Here is a 16,650-nt window from a genome sequence, read left to right as displayed (position 1 = left end):
GAATAGCCGTTCCGCAGTAGCGGAACTGGCATTCCGTTTGAACGTAATTTGCAGGAAAACGTCCTTTCGTCAATCTGACTGTGGATAAGTCCCTGTTTTGCAGTGAAAAAAGATATCAATGTAAGCCTCCAAACGGCGGGGATGGATCCAAACGGCAGGAATCCGGTGTATAACTTTTTACAAAAAGAACGGCAGGAAAAACTATAAACACAATTTTTCCTGCCGAAGATGATTATCCACAAAATAAACCTGAATTATTCATGGGCATATAGAAATGCTCAATACTGCAAAGACTTGAAACAGTTTCCTTGAATTCAATCGGATTATCCATAAAAATGGACAAACTTCCCCTATGAAATTTGATTGAGTTACTTTGAAACTGTCAAGGTACGTTAATAGTTACTATTCCAACTGTACGGACAGCTGCTGGATATTCTCCAATGTCCTGTAGAACTCCCTTTTATAAGGGCAGCTGCTACACAGTTTGAATGTGATAGATCTTGCTGAATGGATTGCCCTTGCAGCAATTTTTATCAGCTTTAAGCGGATGGTATCCACCTGTTGCTTTCGCATATTGGCTGGCAGTACCAGTCGTTTGAACTAATTGAATAAGTTGTAGGCAAGCATATGAAGTCTCATACGGTTGGCATTTACTACTTTAGAATGACTGCTGACAGCAGCAAAGTCAAATCCACTTTTGCCTTCCTTAATGAAGTTTTCCATCTTGCCCCGGCCACAGTAAAACTGGATGACCTGATAAGGTTCCATATCCATGTTTGTAACAATAAAGGTGTATATGTGTGTCAGCTGACCATATGGTTTCTCAATTTTGAAAACCACACGTCTTGGATAGTTCCATGAACCCGCCTGGTACATAAATTCGCCATAAGTTACTGCATAGCTGATCTGATCCTTTTGGGTTGCTTTGTACAGAGCTTCATCTTTATCAGAAGCCAGGGCAATGAGTGCGGGATTCTGTTTTAAACGGATGGCATAAGAGCAGCCATTACTCTCACAGGTTTCATAAAGTTTGGGAGAAGCGAACCCACTGTCACCACGAAGATAAGTTTTAATGCCTCTTTCCAGGTATTCCTGAAAGATGGATTTCATAAATTTATCTGCCCCATTGCTGCAGTAGAGCGTTCCGTCACGAAGTTCCGCTTTTATCAGATCTCCGGTCAGTCCGTCATAGCACAGTAATGGATGATATCCATGTGCCTGATAATGGAAGTTGAATCCTTCTCCTTCCTGCTTGCCATGAGTGCCAAACAGAGTGCTGTCTAAGTCCAGAAGCATATGCTCCGGGCGTTTTATAGAATAGATGATATCCCTGAGATTTTTATCAATGTCATCAAACTGTACCAGAGTATCTTCATCCATACGGTTAAAAAATCTTGATAATGTTGGCTGTGATGCCAGACTTTCTTTATCAAGAACAGCATGGAAAACAGGATCCAAAGTCAGCTCATCCGTACAGTCATCCTGAAAATATGCAGAGATGACCTGATAGATCATCTGTAACAGATTTTCATGGTCTTTGTGGAATCGGACAGATTTATCATTGGTTTTAAACTTCTTTTTGATCAGCTTTGTAAAACCGATCTTTGCAGCGAATTCTTTTATCAAAAGGAGTCCTGCATCGGAGGATAAATCACCTCCATTAAAATTTATTTTAATTTGCCTATTGCTTTGAAGTGAAAAGGTGTTTACAATACTCATAAAGGGCTCCTTTGTTTGGGATTGTTAAGACTTTGAACACCTTAATTTTACCACAAATGGATGCTCTTTTTTCATTTACTTAATAAGTGAAAAGCAATGTGCAATTAAAATACAGTAACTATGTGGCTTTCAGCCACTTTCACGGCAAAGCCGTGAATAATTCAGGTTAATTATCTTATTCAGGCACAGACTGTGTATTGGGAACAGCATGGCTTAAAAGTAATATGGTCTTCACACGAAGATCTGTTTACAGATTTGGAAAGTCTTCATCAAACATCAATAGAAGTTTAGAAACAGAAAATCAACGAAAGTAGCCCTGGAAGGGGCTGTTTTTACTTTAGTTGCTATACTCATAAGATGCGTTGAACCTTGAAAATTCAATATTTCACTCAATAAAAAACATAACCGTGCGCAATATGTCGAAAAAAGAAAAGCATATTTTCGACATAACGGATGGAATGTGGTCAGGATTATTGGTATAATAAGAAAAACGCGTATGATGTCAGGATCATAGCATAAAAGGGCAGGCGCTGGGAAATGAAAGAGAATACCAAAAGACCGCAAGACTTAATTAGCAATTATTGTGAAGAAATACACAAATTAAAAAGGATCAACTTAACTGCAATACGGAAAGAGATGTCGAGAATGAATGGACTTTCTTCAGAAGTGATTAGAAAGTACGATGATGAAATAGGCGGAAATAAACCAGAGTGGTTATTAATGGGATGTATAGCAGTTGGGTTGGAGTATAAGCTTCCAGCAGACCGAATAAAAGAATTTGTCGATAGCTGTATACAGAGTTTCAAAGACTATTGCGGATATGATGTTCGATTCGATCGATTATTTGAAGAGCCGAATGAGTTAAAATACCACAGAAAAACGGGAGAAAATAAAGAGATTGTATGTCCGCAGGTGCTCACGGACAAATTGGATTCTTTTTTGCAGGAAAGTCCGAAACGTTTTTTATATCTTGCAGGCACGTATAAAAGCGGAATTACTGCCAGTGTAATAAAGTATTTTGCGGAAAAGAATGACGGAAGAGAAGTGCAGATTTATGATTTTTATGGAAAAACGCTGAAAGAGATAAAAGAGAGTCGAATTTTGAAGTTTGCACTTCTAAGGGAGAAGTGTGTAGTAATACATATTGGGCTTCAGACATTCCCATTTAGCCAAATGAAATTTATGGGGAATGGTAAAGTGATTTTCCTTGCACATACACCGTGTGAAAATTTATATTTAAAGGACATGGAGTACATTGTATTTAATGATTTGGTTAATCAGGTAAAATGTACAGAAGAACTTTTGAAAAGATATGTGCCGGGACTGGTGAATGATGATCGGATTAGTCAGGACGAGATAACAAAAGTATTTATTCCAGGAATTCGGGAAAAAACAGGTGGAATCCCTCTTGCGGTAGAGCGCTTGGGAAATGCTATTTTTGAGGGCGACTTTATCAGGTATGAGGGAAATTTGGAACGATTTTTCAATTCACGCTTATATTCGGATCCAGAATTGAAAACCGTATATGAAGGGCTATGGAAAGATTTAACAGAGGCAATGTGGAGCCAGATTGATTCAAATGCGCATAGTTTGATTATATGCGCAAGTTACTTTTCCGGGCCGGTAAGTATTGATATGCTTAAATTTCTGTTAAGAGATGTTATAAAGGCTGAGGATTGGAAAAATGTACTTTTCCAGGGATATAAGTATATGCTCATAATGGAGAGCGGAAGAAACCGGGAAAATAAGGAAGATGGGAATTTTAGGGGAGTGCGTATGTTTCCCATAATAAAAGAACTGGTTCGTTTTAAATTCTGGAATGAAACTGAGTATAATAAGTATATGAAACTCAGTGTGGACTTTTATCTGGAGCAGATTAACAGTTTAAGTGCAAATATGGTTTACAGCGGAGAAAAAACATTTCTTGATCGTGACGGTGAGATTGCCATTTTGAGGGAAGTGTTGTATTTTTGTGCCAAAAATAATCTGAATGAACAATATCTTACATTAACAGGCAACAATCTGGCGGACTTCTTTTATATGAGAAGTAAAAAGTGGGATATTGCGGATGAGATTAACGTAGAAAGACGCAAAGTTGCACGAAGACTGCAGAATCATGTGCAGGTTATGGAAACTTATGGAATGTATATGCGTCGCTGTGTTCGCTGCAACAAAAAAGAGAAAGCTTTAGAGGCACTGCAGTGTGCAGAAGATTATTTTGAAAAGTATTCCGGGATGGATCTTTACAAGTGCAATCGGTATTTAAATGGGAAAGCAGTGGTCCTTTTTGCCCTGAAAAGAGATAGGGAAAATGCATGGAGAATTTGGCAGGAAATGCAGGAAAAATGTACTCTAAAGGCCCGTGAGCGTTCATGGTGCAGGAGGTGGGCGTTAAAATGTGAGTTTGCATTAAAAAGAAGTTCTTTAGAAGATATGGAGGAGAAATTTCAAAGAGGTTTTGAAGATGCAGAAGAAAATGGTTTTTATCGGGCTGCTGTAGATTATTTGCTTTATACAGTAAGGTGTTATTTCTTAATGTATGTAGAAGATCCTTCAGATAAAGGTTATATTGTTCGCATGGAGGATCATTTGCAAATTACAGAAGAATGGCTGGAAAAACATTCTTTTTTGGACGATCAGTATAGAGCTGATTACTGGTATTTTTATTGTCTTTTACTTCAGTTGAAAGGCGAAGATACGGAAAATGCACTAAAAAAGGCTTCATATTTTAGTGGAAGAGTAAATGAAACGAGCAAATACAAAAAATTAAAGGCTTTGCTGCGCAATTTGGAAAAAATTGGTGCTTCCGGTTCAAAAATTGGGAATTTAGATTTGGAAATTGGGAATTTCTACAATATGATTGTCTCTTTTTGTTGAAGGCGCCGGATTTTTGAAGAATTAAGTGGAATTGAAATTTGCAGCAAGCTGATATAAACTATAAGCATCAACAACAGACTGATCAGCTGTTACGATAACTATCAATTGGAATTAAGGAGGAAATAGTTATGAGTAACGAAAAAAAGGGAAAAGAACTGAAACTGGACAATTTCAAAATCACAGGTGACATTATTAAATGGAATGGAAGCGTCATTAAGATCGCCAACATTTCTTACGTTACGAATGATAAGTTTGAACTGCCCGCTTTTCCGAAATTATCTGTGGTGCTGATTCTGTTTGGATTGCTCCTCAGATCTTTCAATACAGCTGCTTTTGCTGGATGTGTAGCGGCTGGTATTGCATGGATCCTTTACTGGTACTTTGAAAAAGAAGATTTAAAAAGCAAAACGCTTTTGACTCTGTCTATGAACTCTGGAACCCGCATTCCAATTCTGTTCACTGACGAAAATTTCCTTAAGAAGGTCCTCAATGTGCTGGAAGAAGTAATGAAGGCTGGAAGTATTGGCCATCAGAATATTACTGTAAATATCAAGGGCTGCGATATTCATGGCAATGCCAAAATCTTAACGGATATGGGAATTAAATAAGGATTCCGTGTAAACGTTGTTGACAGACAATATAAGTTAAGAATTGGAGGTATTGCAGCATGGCAATCAATATTAAGTTGAATGATGTTTCGATCAGTGATCATGCGAAAGTTATCACTGGAGTCAGGATGAGTGAAACAGCAGATTTTGATGTTCAGGCGGAGAAAGTAAAGGTGTATGGTGATGCACAGTTTCTCACAGACATGCAGATTGAATCTGTTGTGAAAAAGGCGGAGAATGCATTGCAGGAGCTGCCGGCATCTTCACCGGAGTATTCTTCGTTGAGAAAAATTGTGCAGAACAGCAAATCCAAGAATAAAAGAGAAGTGCTGAGAAAAATAGGCATTCATCTTGGAACCTTTACAGAAGGAGTACTGCAGAATATCATTGCAGATGTCATTAATGGCAGAATGTAAAATATTAAATAATGGTTGTTATTATGCAGACAGGGACTTTGGTTCCTGTCTGCAAATTTGGAGACAAGCTGGTAAATGAAAAAATTCTAAAATTTTTGAAAAAAGTTTACACAAACTGTAAATTATGTGGTATTATATAAATACAACTTCTCTTAGTTAGATGGTTAATTGATATTGGACCTCTCAATTACACCATAGATCTGAGAGAAGTTGTTTTATTATAACTCGAACGATGCGTCACGTGCTTTATGATTTGAGAGGTGTTGAAACATTTGGGTTTGACAGGAACACGAATTTGCTCATTCTCCTTTAATATGTTATAATGGCAAAACAGTTGTGATAAAAGTATAACTACGTAGTGAAAAGTAAGAAAGGGATTTACATGCCGAAAATATCTATCATAACCCCGGCTTACAATTGTGAAAAATATCTTCCGGATGCAGTGAAAAGCGTGCTTTCCCAGACATTTACGGACTGGGAACTGCTGATGATTGATGACTGCTCTAAGGACAATACGTACCGCTATATGAAGAAACTGGCGGAAAAAGATAAAAGAATTCGGATTTTTCAAAATAAGGTGAATTCTGGTTCTGCGGCTACTCGAAATTATGGCGTTCGTCTGGCAAGAGGGGAGTGGATCGCATTCCTGGACGGTGATGATCTATGGCGGGAGGATAAGCTGGAAAAGCAACTGGCTGTCATAGAGAGGAATCCAGAGGCAGAATTTTTGTTTACGGGCTCTGCGTTTATTGAAGATGATGGAATGACCATTGCGCATGTGCTTCACGTGCCAGAGCATGTAAGCCGCAGGAAATTGCTTGGTCAGAATGTGATTTCCTGTTCTTCCGTACTGATTCGCCGTGAACTTATGCTGGAATTTCCTATGCCTGAAGAAGAGGGCATTCATGAGGATTTTGCCACCTGGCTGGCGATTCTTGAGAAAGTTCCAAGGGCTTACGGTGTGGACGAGCCTCTGCTAATTTACCGTAAGGCGCTGGCTTCCAAATCCGGGAAAAAGGGAAAGTCTGCGCAAATGAACTGGCAGACTTATATAAAAGCTGGAGTTCCGTTGAAACAGAGAATTTTTTGTATGGCAAGCTATACCTTTCATGGATTGTGCAAATACTCTCTGCTCTGGTGGAGAAGCTATCGCCTAATGATGGGCAAAGAGCGGTTTAAGAAATTATTTCTTATGTTGATGACAGCACTGCTTCTTTTTCTGTGGACCTGGACTTTTTCCAGGGCATGGTTTGAGCAGTATAATTTCAAGCGGATTATTGGGCGTCGTTATTACTTTTGGGGTTATGTGGCGCTGTTGTCCTTGTATCTGGCTTTGAATATGCTGGTAGGCAAAGTATTTTCCGCTTTTCGTGTGATCCATCAGCAGTATGTAGAAGTGATTCTTTCCCATGCGTATACAGCAGTGCTGGTCAATGGCGGAACTTATTTGGAGTTGGCGCTGATTGGACGTTGGAAATTTATGGAGCATATTACGCCTATGCTGGCGGTGGCTCTTTTGAATTTCCTGATTGGAATTGTGTGGTCTGTAGTGGTTCGGTGGTTGTACGGCAATATTTACCCGGCACATGAAGTTTTGCTTATTTATGGAAAACAAAGCACCGCGCCTCTTGAGGCAGAACTGCAGAGGCGCAGTGGGAGATACCATTTGGGTGCCCGGATTTCCCTGGAAGAAGGACGGGAGCAGATTGCCCGTGAGATTATGCGTCATGAGTCGGTGATGTTAGGAGATATGTCAGCGGAAGACCGTGAGTTTTATATCCGTTTTTGTTATGAAAATAAGAAGCGGTGCTATTGTCAGACAAGCCTGTCGGATATTATGTTGATGAGTTCCGAGAAAGTTTCCTTGTCGGATATGACTTTGCAGCTGTTTCGTAACTGCGGGCTTACTGTGGAACAGAGAATGGCAAAGCGTATTTTTGATATCTGCTTTTCTGTGTTTGTGATGGTGTTGCTGTCCTGGCTGTATCTGCTGATTGCTTTTTATATTAAAGTGGTAAGAAGAAATCCGGTTTTGATAAAAAGGGAGTGTCTGACTAAGGATGGCAAGCATTTTTCGCAGTATAAATTTAATGGCAGGCATTTGCTTATAACAACGCATCTGGATGAACTGCCCCAGTTTTTTAATATTCTGCGGGGGGATATGTCTGTGGTAGGACCTTATCCGGAAACCGTTGAGAATGCGGTGAAATATGGGAAAAACCATCCGGAGTATTCCTACCGCCTTTCTGTAAAGGCAGGGCTTACTGGATACGCCAAGGTGCATGGCAAGTACAGCAGTTCCAGAAGCAATCGTTTGAAAATGGATTTTTACTATATTCAGAATTATTCTTTTGCTATGGATCTGGGAATATTGGCGGCGACTTTGAAGGTTTTATTTGAGCCGAAACGAAAATAAAAGAGTTTGAAAAATACTTAAGAGCGAAAAGGTCTAAAACAAGACCTTTCGCTCTTCTTTCATATATAATACAATCATTATGGGAGAGTCTATGCAAGTGGAGGAAATCCATTCGAAAGAAAGTATGGACTTACGGAATAGCGAAAAAGGAAGAAGCCTGGAGATGTGCTATACTGTTTTTAGTACAGTTTTGTGATTTTTGTCGATTTCTGTCGTATTAGTTATAGAGGGAAAGAGATTGAGAAATTGCGACGTAGCTGTGGAAGTGCTGACAGTTACACTGTAATAAAAATGAAATGCAGGAAAAAAGCGAATGGGGATGTTGAGTGGTATGCAGAAGAATAATCTGAAAATGGAAAATTGTGTTGTGTCAAAACCGTATAATCCGGAAGAGAAGTGTGAGCAGCTGGTGGAGAATATTAAGCTGCTTTGTAAGGAGCGGGCAATTTCGTATTATGCACTGGCACAGAAGGCAGATATATCAACATCGGCCCTTCACTCTATGATGACCGGGAAAACAAAACCTTACATGTATACGGTTTATAAATTGTGCAATGCGTTGGAAATTCCGATTTCGGAGCTGCTGATTGATGAAGAATGTGAGGAAAAGGAAGTGCTTACATTTGATGAGCTGCAGATGCTGGCAGTTTACAGACAGCTTTCTGTGGGGGAGAAAGATCTGATCCATGATGTGGTGAAGCTTCTCCAGGGATATGAGGTTAAGAGAAAATAAGGCAGACAGGAAAATAGGCCGTGAGATAGGGAAAACGGATTTTGGAAATATTTTTTACATAATATAGGTAGAAATAAAATACCCCGGAAGCAGATTGTCAGGATTTCGTCAAGGAGATACTGGATAATCTGCTTCTGGGGTGTTTTTATTATATAAATCTTATTTGGCTCGTCTGGTACATCATAAATTAAGTTTCGACAGCGGTGATGCAAAGGAACCGCGCATCTATTTAATTTATTCCTCAAATTCCGCAATCACCACATACCCGCTAAGCGGTGCCTTCTCCACACTGACGATAGTGCCTTCCTTGGCTTTGATTCGCTGGGAGTTGGGGTAGCAGCCGGACATGGCAACAGCGGGCTCGATGATGTAGCTGTAGTTCATGTATGACTGATATTCGGTGATCTGAACCTTATCTCCGGGTTTCACCAGACCTGGACGTTCCATTTTGAAGCTTTCCTGACGCATGAAAATTCCCTCTTTCTTTATTTGACACATTTTCTGTTCTGGAGTCTGTTTGAAAAAGCATTTCCGTAAAGTGTGACACACATCTTGCAGAAAGTCTTTTTCAGATATGCTTTAGAATGTTACTGTTCACTCCGTGCCCAGTAACACGCTTCGCGATGCACAGAAAGACGAACCTTCTTGTGCATTGCACAAGAAGTAGCGTTTGCTGCGCAAACTTAATTCTCGGGTTTTCTGTGAACCTTGTTCACACAAAACACCTCGCGGAATATTACCTATGAACAGTAACTTTAGAATACCACAAAACCCCAAATTTGTCATCCAGGCTTGTAAGTTTCCGGGAAGATTATTATAATGAATTTTAAAGGAGTGCCAAAGCAGTCCACGGAATCAAATTAACTTGGAGGAAAACATTTATGCCATCAGACCGAACCAGGGAACTTTACCAGGCGTTGCAGGAAAAAGGCTACCCAGACGCCTTTTGCCGGGAAATTGCCTATAAATATATGAACACGGATTACACAGCCACCCGCATGTTAGGATATCTTTATCGGGTCACCAGCCCCAGAATGGAGGATGTGGCAGATGAGATGCTTGCCATTTTAAGCGACCGGGATGCCATTATGCAGAAGAAAGAATTAGAGCACGCCCAGGCCACCATCAATGATGTTTATGAAAAAGGGCTGAATCACTAAATTCTCGCTCTTCGTTCACAAAATCATCATAAACATCTGCTAGTATGAAGATATCAGGGTCAAAAGGTCAAAAAGCCGTTCATGCTTGCATGATAAGGCTTTTGAACTTGGTAGGGGCAAAATACTTTTTGACCCTAACATCCAAGAAAAAAGAGGAGGAAGAGATTTATGGACACATTAAAAATCCTTGTAGTAGACGATGAAAGCCGTATGAGAAAGCTTGTAAAAGACTTTCTGACTAAGAAAAATTTCCAGGTTCTGGAAGCCGGAGACGGCGAGGAAGCCATGGATGTATTTTATAAAGAAAAAGATATTGCACTGATCATTCTGGACGTGATGATGCCGAAGATGGATGGCTGGGAAGTATGCCGTGAGGTCCGCAAGAATTCCAAAGTGCCGATTATCATGCTGACTGCAAGAAGTGATGAGAGAGATGAGCTTCTTGGCTTTGACCTGGGCGTGGATGAATACATATCCAAGCCGTTTAGCCCCAAGATCCTGGTCGCCAGAGTGGAGGCAATCCTTCGCCGTACCGGACAGACAGGCGCTGAGGATGTGCTTTCTGCCGGCGGTATTGTAATCGACAAGGCAGCACACCTTGCAACCGTGGATGAGAAGCCTATGGACCTTAGCTTCAAGGAATTTGAGCTTCTCACCTATTTCCTGGAGAACCAGGGAATTGCCCTTTCCAGGGAAAAAATCCTGAATTCGGTATGGAATTACGATTACTTCGGAGACGCAAGAACCATTGACACCCATGTCAAGAAGCTGAGAAGCAAAATGGGCGAAAAAGGCGAATACATCAAAACCGTATGGGGAATGGGCTACAAGTTTGAGGTAGAGTGATGAAGAAACCAAAGAAAATCCGATCCATAAAGCACCAGATCACGTTTACGTTTATCGGGCTTATGCTCCTTTCCATTCTGACGATTTCCATTATCAATGGCGTATTTCTGGAGAAATATTATGTGGCCCAGAAGACGGAAACTTTGCTGGATGCCAAGGATGTATTAAGCCAGATTGATACCGATTCCCTGACAGAAGATGATGGGGAAAGTGAGCAAGAGTCACTGCCCTCGGAAATTGTCCAGTCCAGCTCCCGAAACAATCTGACCTGGGTACTGATCAACGAGGACAACACCAGGTATCTGTGCTGGCCGGAAAATGAGGATCAGCTGCGAAGCAAGCTGTTTTTCGGCTATGCCAGTGACTTGGATATGGACAACGGCAAGGGCAAAACCCTGAAAGAAACAGATGACTGCGTGGTTCAGCAGGTGCACGATCGTTTTGTGGGAATGGACTATGTGGAATGCTGGGGAAAGTTTGACAATGGCAATTATTTCCTGATTAGAAGTCCCCTGGAAAGCATTCAGGAGAGTGCGAACATTTCCAATAAATTTTATTTCTTTGTAGGAATTGTCATTATTGTTATAAGCGGAATGTGTGTGATGGCGGTGACCAGACGGCTGACCAAGCCGATTTCTGAGCTGACCGAGCTTTCCCGTAAGATGACAGATCTTGATTTCGAGGCAAGATATAAGAGCAAGGCGGGAAATGAGATCGATGTGCTGGGGGATAATTTTAACAAAATGTCCAGTCAGCTGGAGAACACCATTTCCGAACTGAAGTCGGCCAATAATGAACTGCAGAAGGATATTGCGGATAAGGTGAAAATTGATGAGATGCGAAAGGAATTCCTGGATAACGTATCCCATGAATTGAAGACTCCCATTGCACTGGTACAGGGCTATGCAGAGGGCCTGAAGGAGAATATCAATGATGACCCGGAAAGCATGGATTTCTACTGCGATGTGATCATTGATGAGGCCTCCAAGATGAACAAGCTTGTGAAGAATCTTCTGACCTTGAATCAGCTGGAGTCCGGCAAGGATGCGGCTGTGATGGAGCGTTTTGACCTTACAGCGCTGGTAAACGGCGTATTGTCTACCATGGACATTATGATCCGCCAGAAAGAAGCCAGTGTAATTTTCAATGAAAAAGAGCCCATCTATGTGTGGGCAGACGAGTTCAAAACCGAAGAGGTTGTGACCAACTATGTAAGCAACGCCCTGAACCATCTGGACGGAGAGAAGATTGTGGAAATCAAGATCCTGAAGCTGGAAACCCAGGTGAAGGTAACCGTATTTAATACCGGAACACCGATCCCGGAGGCAGATCTTCCCAACCTGTGGAACAAGTTCTACAAGGTAGACAAGGCCCGCACCAGAGAATACGGCGGCAGCGGCATTGGACTTTCCATTGTAAAAGCAATCTTGGAAGGCATGAATCAAGAATACGGCGTACAGAATTTTGACAACGGTGTGGAATTCTGGTTTACTCTGGATCGGAAATAGCCAGATAAGCACAGTTTGTATTTGTGATTTTTAATAAAAAAAGCAACAGGATTTCGACAGGACAGGACAAACTAACAAAACAGGCGGCAGCAGGGAATTCGCTCTTTGCAACCGCCTGTTTTTGCGCTATACTGTAAGAATGGATTAGAAAAAACGACAACAGGAGGAGCCCGAATGATAGGTATAATTGATTATGACGCCGGCAACATAAAGAGTGTGGAAAAAGCTCTTCATTATCTGGGAGAGCAGACAGTGGTTTCCAGAGATCCCCAGGTGCTTTTGCACGCGGATAAAGTGATTCTTCCGGGAGTGGGAAGCTTTGGAGACGCCATGAATAATCTGAATAAATTCGGTCTTGTTCCTGTCATCCGCCAGATCGCGGACCAGAAGACACCGTTTCTTGGAATCTGTCTGGGGCTTCAGCTTTTGTTTGAGTCCAGTGAGGAGACTCCAGGCGTGGAGGGACTTGGACTTTTGAAAGGCAGGATCGTGAAGATTCCGCCAGCAGAGGGACTTAAGATTCCCCACATGGGATGGAATTCCCTTCATCTTCAAAATGACGGACGGCTGTTTCAGAGCATCCCGGAGCAGACATACGTATATTTTGTCCATTCCTATTATCTGCAGGCCGAGGATCCCCAGATCGTGAAAGCAACCACAGAATACGGCGTGACCATTCATGCTTCTGTTGAGAAAGACAATATTTTTGCCTGCCAGTTTCATCCGGAGAAGAGCAGCAAATATGGTCTTAAGATTCTGGAGAACTTCGCAAAGCTTGGGAAGGAGGCATAAGGATGTTTACGAAGAGAATTATTCCCTGCCTGGATGTGAATAATGGGCGAGTGGTGAAAGGCGTGAATTTCGTAGATCTGAAGGATGCCGGAGACCCGGTGGAGATCGCCAAGGCATACGATGCGGCTGGAGCGGATGAGGTGGTATTTCTTGACATTACAGCCTCCTGCGAGCAGCGTGACACTGTGGTGGATATGGTGCGCAAGGTGGCGGCTAATGTGTTTATTCCTTTTACAGTCGGCGGCGGCATTCGTACTGTTGATGACTTCAAGAGGCTTCTTCGGGAGGGCGCAGACAAGATTTCCGTGAACTCTGCGGCTATTGACCGTCCGGAACTGATCCGGGAGGCAGCGGACAAGTTCGGAAGCCAGTGCGTGGTGGTTGCTATTGATGCCAAACGGCGTGAGGACGGCGGATGGAATATTTACAAGCACGGCGGACGTCTGGATACAGGCATTGATGCCATAGAGTGGGCGAAGAAGGTGGAGGCTCTTGGAGCCGGGGAAATCCTTCTTACCAGTATGGACTGCGATGGTACCAAGGCAGGATATGACATCCCTCTTACCAGAGCGGTGGCTGACGCGGTGTCCATTCCGGTGATCGCTTCTGGCGGCGCGGGAACTCTGGAGCATTTCTATGAGGGACTGACAGAAGGCGGCGCGGATGCAGTGCTGGCGGCTTCTTTGTTCCACTACAAGGAACTGGAGATATCCCAGGTAAAGGATTATCTTGCGGGAAAAGGCGTTCCGGTGAGAAGATAACAATACAATAAGATGAGGTGACTGGTAAATGGGTCAAATTTCAGGAGACTGGCAGGTGGCTTTAAAGGATGAATTTCATCAGCCTTACTATGCCAAATTATATAAAACAGTGATGGAGGAATATCGCACGAAGAAGATTTTTCCGCCGCCCCAGGATATGTTCAATGCGTTTGAATTCACACCGTTAAATGATGTGAAGGTTGTAATTCTGGGACAGGATCCTTATCACAATGACGGACAGGCCAATGGCCTGTGCTTTTCCGTGCGTGAGGATGTGGAGATTCCGCCCTCTCTGGTGAATATTTATAAGGAACTTCACAGTGATCTGGGATGCTATATCCCGGACAATGGCTGCCTGGAGAAATGGGCGAAGCAGGGAGTTCTTCTTCTGAACACAGTTCTGACTGTGCGTGCCCATCAGGCCAATTCCCACAGGGGAATCGGCTGGGAACAGTTTACAGATGCGGTGATCCGTACCTTGAACGACCAGGACCGTCCTATTGTGTATCTTCTCTGGGGAAGACCTGCCCAGACGAAGAAAGCCATGTTATACAATCCGAAGCAGCTGGTGCTTACCGCTGCACATCCAAGCCCGCTGTCTGCGTCAAGAGGATTTTTCGGATGCAGGCATTTCAGCCAGACCAATGAATTTCTGGAGAAAAACGGGCTTGCCCCCATTGACTGGCAGATTGAAAATATTGCAAAGGAAAATTAAGATATGGGGAAAAAGAATGACAATACACTTGTAAAAAATGCATCATTCCTGATGATCGCAGCGCTGATTTCCAAGATCATCGGAATGCTTTATAAAAGTCCGCTTTCCAATACCCTTGGAAACAGCAGTATGGGTCTTTTTAACTATGCCCAGAATGTTTATTTTATTCTGCTGATGATTGCCTCCTTCAGTATTCCGCAGGCGGTTTCCAAGATCATGGCGGAGAAGCTGGCTTTTAAGCGCTACCGGGATGCACAGAAGGTTTTCCACTGTGCTCTTCTTTATGTTGCGGCAATGGGCGGCGTTGTGGCTCTGTTCTGTTTCTTTGGTTCCTCCATTCTGGTGCCAGAGTCTATGTCCGGTGCAAGATTGGCTTTGAAAATGCTGGCGCCGACCATTTTCCTGTCTGGAATTCTGGGTACCTTCCGCGGGTATTTTCAGGCGTATCGTAATATGCTGCCGACTTCCTTGTCTCAGATTGTGGAGCAGTGCTTTGTAGCTGTTTTTGCCATTCTGATGTCCAGTGTGATGCTGAATCGGTTCAGCGGGGCAGAGGAGTCTGTGCGAAATGCATGGGGAGCCGCTGGTGCGACTATGGGAACCGGTGCGGGAGTTGCTTCTGCGCTTTTGTTCATGCTCTTTGTGTATGGCGTCAATAAGAAGACGATTAATAAGAGACTGGCTCGTGACACCAATTCACGGGATGAGGCCACTGGCGAGGTCATGAAAAACATTGTCCTCATTGTTATGCCTATTATCCTCAGTTCTTTTATTTATAATGTAAATGGATTTATCAATAGTTATATGTATTCCGGCATTCAGGGATTTAAGGGGATCGACCACGATACTATCACAAGCCTGTATGCGGAGTATGGCTATTATATGACTCTGATCAATATTCCGCTGACCCTTGCAAGTACAGCGCCTACTTCCATGATTCCGGAGGTTTCCGCACAGTATGCCAAGCATGATATGGACAGCGCAAGAGATAAGATCGACCGGGCTACCTGGATCAGCATGTTTATTTCCATTCCATGTGCAGTTGGTCTTGCAGTCCTTGCCGGACCGATTACCAGGCTTCTGTTCCCAAAAACGGAAGGGGCAGCAGCGCAGCTGATGATGCTTGGTGTCATCACCATCATCCTCAACGGAAATTCCAATATTTCCAACGGCGTGCTCCAGGGAATCGGCAAGCCCAATATTCCGATGATCAATGCGGCCATTGCCCTGGTGGTGGATGTGATTGCCATGGCAATTCTGCTTCTGGTGACGGACCTTGGAGTTTATTCCATTGTCATTGCTATGATTATTTATGCAGTTGTCATGTGTCTGCTTAATGAGCGTGCCATGAAGAAATACATGGAGTATAAGAATCCGTGGAGAAGCGCGTATTTAAATCCGCTGCTTGCATCTGTGCCTATGGCAGCTGTTGCCGGATTCTCCTACTACGGAATCTACAAACTGATCCGTTCCAATTTCATCAGTCTTGGAATCGCAGTTGTCCTTGGAATGATCGCTTACTTCATCGTATACCTTGCCGTAAGCAAGCCCTCCGACGAACAATTCGCCATGATGCCCGGCGGCGCCTACCTGAAGAAAATCGCGTCTAAATTACCATTTTGAAATGAGAAAAAGCCAGGCGGACGCATTTCGGCAATTGATATTCCACGCAGGTCGGTGCAACACCCCAGTGAACTAACGACCAACTGTCGAAATGCTTTGTATTGGCTAGAGCGTGTTTGAAAAATCATTCCCGCAATCTGCACGCCCCACTTTGCGGGAGATTTTTCCCGAATTCGGTTGCCGTAGCCCGCTACGGCGCCCTCATCCGGACAAAATCTCCCACAAATTGTGACGCACATCTTGCAGAAAGCCTTTTTCAAACATGCTCTAGTGTGTAAACGAAATAGAATAAAAAATCCCCGTTATCATGAGCATGCAATTTTTGCAAATCTTATGGTAACGGGGATTTTTATATATAATTAATTATTCAAACATATTAATAGCTATCATACTACACGCTATTTCCAATTTCAAGCACACAGCGTTTTCACAGCCGCTACTCCTAAGCAGGTCATTTCAGGTGCGCCCTTAATGGA

Annotated in this window: 14 protein-coding genes and 2 pseudogenes; 13 read left to right on the top strand and 3 right to left on the bottom strand. The window is 42.8% G+C overall.

Going from position 1 to position 16,650, the window contains the following annotated elements; all coding sequences use genetic code 11:
• Positions 1 to 402: 402 nt before the first annotated feature.
• Positions 403 to 1,719 (bottom strand): annotated as a pseudogene (locus DWZ38_RS09850) (IS1380 family transposase).
• A 537-nt stretch (positions 1,720 to 2,256) separates the two neighbouring features.
• On the opposite strand from DWZ38_RS09850, the gene DWZ38_RS09845 reads away from it, so the two are divergent.
• From DWZ38_RS09845 to DWZ38_RS09825, 5 genes are all read left to right on the top strand, one after another.
• A complete protein-coding gene (locus tag DWZ38_RS09845) occupies positions 2,257 to 4,596 on the top strand; it encodes a hypothetical protein (RefSeq protein WP_147343002.1) in 2,340 nt (779 codons plus the stop codon).
• Positions 4,597 to 4,724: 128 nt separating this feature from the next.
• Positions 4,725 to 5,204, top strand: a complete 480-nt coding sequence (locus tag DWZ38_RS09840; protein WP_021926768.1) for a hypothetical protein — start codon at positions 4,725 to 4,727, stop codon at positions 5,202 to 5,204.
• A gap of 59 nt (positions 5,205 to 5,263) precedes the next feature.
• Positions 5,264 to 5,620, top strand: coding sequence for a hypothetical protein (locus DWZ38_RS09835; protein ID WP_021926767.1), 357 nt, complete (start codon positions 5,264 to 5,266; stop codon positions 5,618 to 5,620).
• A 382-nt stretch (positions 5,621 to 6,002) separates the two neighbouring features.
• Positions 6,003 to 8,036, top strand: a complete 2,034-nt coding sequence (locus DWZ38_RS09830) for a sugar transferase (RefSeq protein WP_117852192.1) — start codon at positions 6,003 to 6,005, stop codon at positions 8,034 to 8,036.
• Between the two features lie 331 nt (positions 8,037 to 8,367).
• Entirely contained in the window at positions 8,368 to 8,769 is a 402-nt protein-coding gene (locus tag DWZ38_RS09825; RefSeq protein ID WP_178105311.1) for a helix-turn-helix transcriptional regulator, read from the top strand.
• A gap of 234 nt (positions 8,770 to 9,003) precedes the next feature.
• On the opposite strand, the gene DWZ38_RS09820 is transcribed toward DWZ38_RS09825, so the two are convergent.
• Positions 9,004 to 9,267 (bottom strand): hypothetical protein, encoded by a 264-nt coding sequence (locus DWZ38_RS09820; RefSeq protein WP_347519349.1) that lies wholly within the window; start codon positions 9,265 to 9,267, stop codon positions 9,004 to 9,006.
• Positions 9,268 to 9,650: 383 nt separating this feature from the next.
• On the opposite strand from DWZ38_RS09820, the gene DWZ38_RS09815 reads away from it, so the two are divergent.
• The 7 genes from DWZ38_RS09815 to DWZ38_RS09785 all read left to right on the top strand — a co-directional run bounded on the left by DWZ38_RS09815 (position 9,651) and on the right by DWZ38_RS09785 (position 16,174).
• The gene (locus DWZ38_RS09815) at positions 9,651 to 9,929 is read left to right on the top strand and encodes a hypothetical protein (protein ID WP_021926763.1); all 279 of its coding nucleotides are present in this window, start codon (positions 9,651 to 9,653) and stop codon (positions 9,927 to 9,929) included.
• Between the two features lie 168 nt (positions 9,930 to 10,097).
• A complete protein-coding gene (locus tag DWZ38_RS09810) occupies positions 10,098 to 10,775 on the top strand; it encodes a response regulator transcription factor (protein ID WP_117852184.1) in 678 nt (225 codons plus the stop codon).
• On the top strand, positions 10,775 to 12,283 hold the full coding sequence (locus tag DWZ38_RS09805) for a HAMP domain-containing sensor histidine kinase (protein ID WP_117852180.1): 1,509 nt from the start codon (positions 10,775 to 10,777) through the stop codon (positions 12,281 to 12,283). Before DWZ38_RS09810 ends, DWZ38_RS09805 begins: the two co-directional genes overlap by 1 nt.
• Positions 12,284 to 12,457: 174 nt before the next feature.
• Complete coding sequence (gene hisH / locus DWZ38_RS09800; protein ID WP_117852176.1) at positions 12,458 to 13,075, top strand: imidazole glycerol phosphate synthase subunit HisH; 618 nt, start codon at positions 12,458 to 12,460, stop codon at positions 13,073 to 13,075.
• Positions 13,076 to 13,077: 2 nt separating this feature from the next.
• Positions 13,078 to 13,836, top strand: a complete 759-nt coding sequence (gene hisF / locus DWZ38_RS09795; protein ID WP_021926759.1) for an imidazole glycerol phosphate synthase subunit HisF — start codon at positions 13,078 to 13,080, stop codon at positions 13,834 to 13,836.
• Positions 13,837 to 13,864: 28 nt separating this feature from the next.
• Positions 13,865 to 14,551, top strand: a complete 687-nt coding sequence (gene ung / locus DWZ38_RS09790; RefSeq protein ID WP_117852172.1) for a uracil-DNA glycosylase — start codon at positions 13,865 to 13,867, stop codon at positions 14,549 to 14,551.
• 3 nt (positions 14,552 to 14,554) lie between these two features.
• Positions 14,555 to 16,174: a polysaccharide biosynthesis protein gene (locus DWZ38_RS09785; RefSeq protein ID WP_117852169.1), complete on the top strand. Its 1,620-nt coding sequence runs from the start codon at positions 14,555 to 14,557 to the stop codon at positions 16,172 to 16,174.
• Here DWZ38_RS09785 and DWZ38_RS23460 read toward each other — a convergent pair.
• Positions 16,138 to 16,374 (bottom strand): annotated as a pseudogene (locus DWZ38_RS23460) (DUF6783 domain-containing protein); the annotation flags it as partial. The gene DWZ38_RS09785 and the pseudogene DWZ38_RS23460 sit on opposite strands and share 37 nt — an antisense overlap.
• Between DWZ38_RS23460 and DWZ38_RS23455 the strand changes: the two are divergent.
• Positions 16,312 to 16,452, top strand: coding sequence for a DUF6783 domain-containing protein (locus DWZ38_RS23455; RefSeq protein WP_347519358.1), 141 nt, complete (start codon positions 16,312 to 16,314; stop codon positions 16,450 to 16,452). The pseudogene DWZ38_RS23460 and the gene DWZ38_RS23455 sit on opposite strands and share 63 nt — an antisense overlap.
• Positions 16,453 to 16,650 lie beyond the last annotated feature (198 nt).

The organism is Ruminococcus sp. AF31-8BH (assembly GCF_003460605.1).
GTDB lineage: Bacteria > Bacillota > Clostridia > Lachnospirales > Lachnospiraceae > Blautia_A > Blautia_A acetigignens.
The sequence above is the reverse complement of the archived record's forward strand: the minus strand, read 5'-3'. Positions and strand labels throughout refer to the sequence as shown.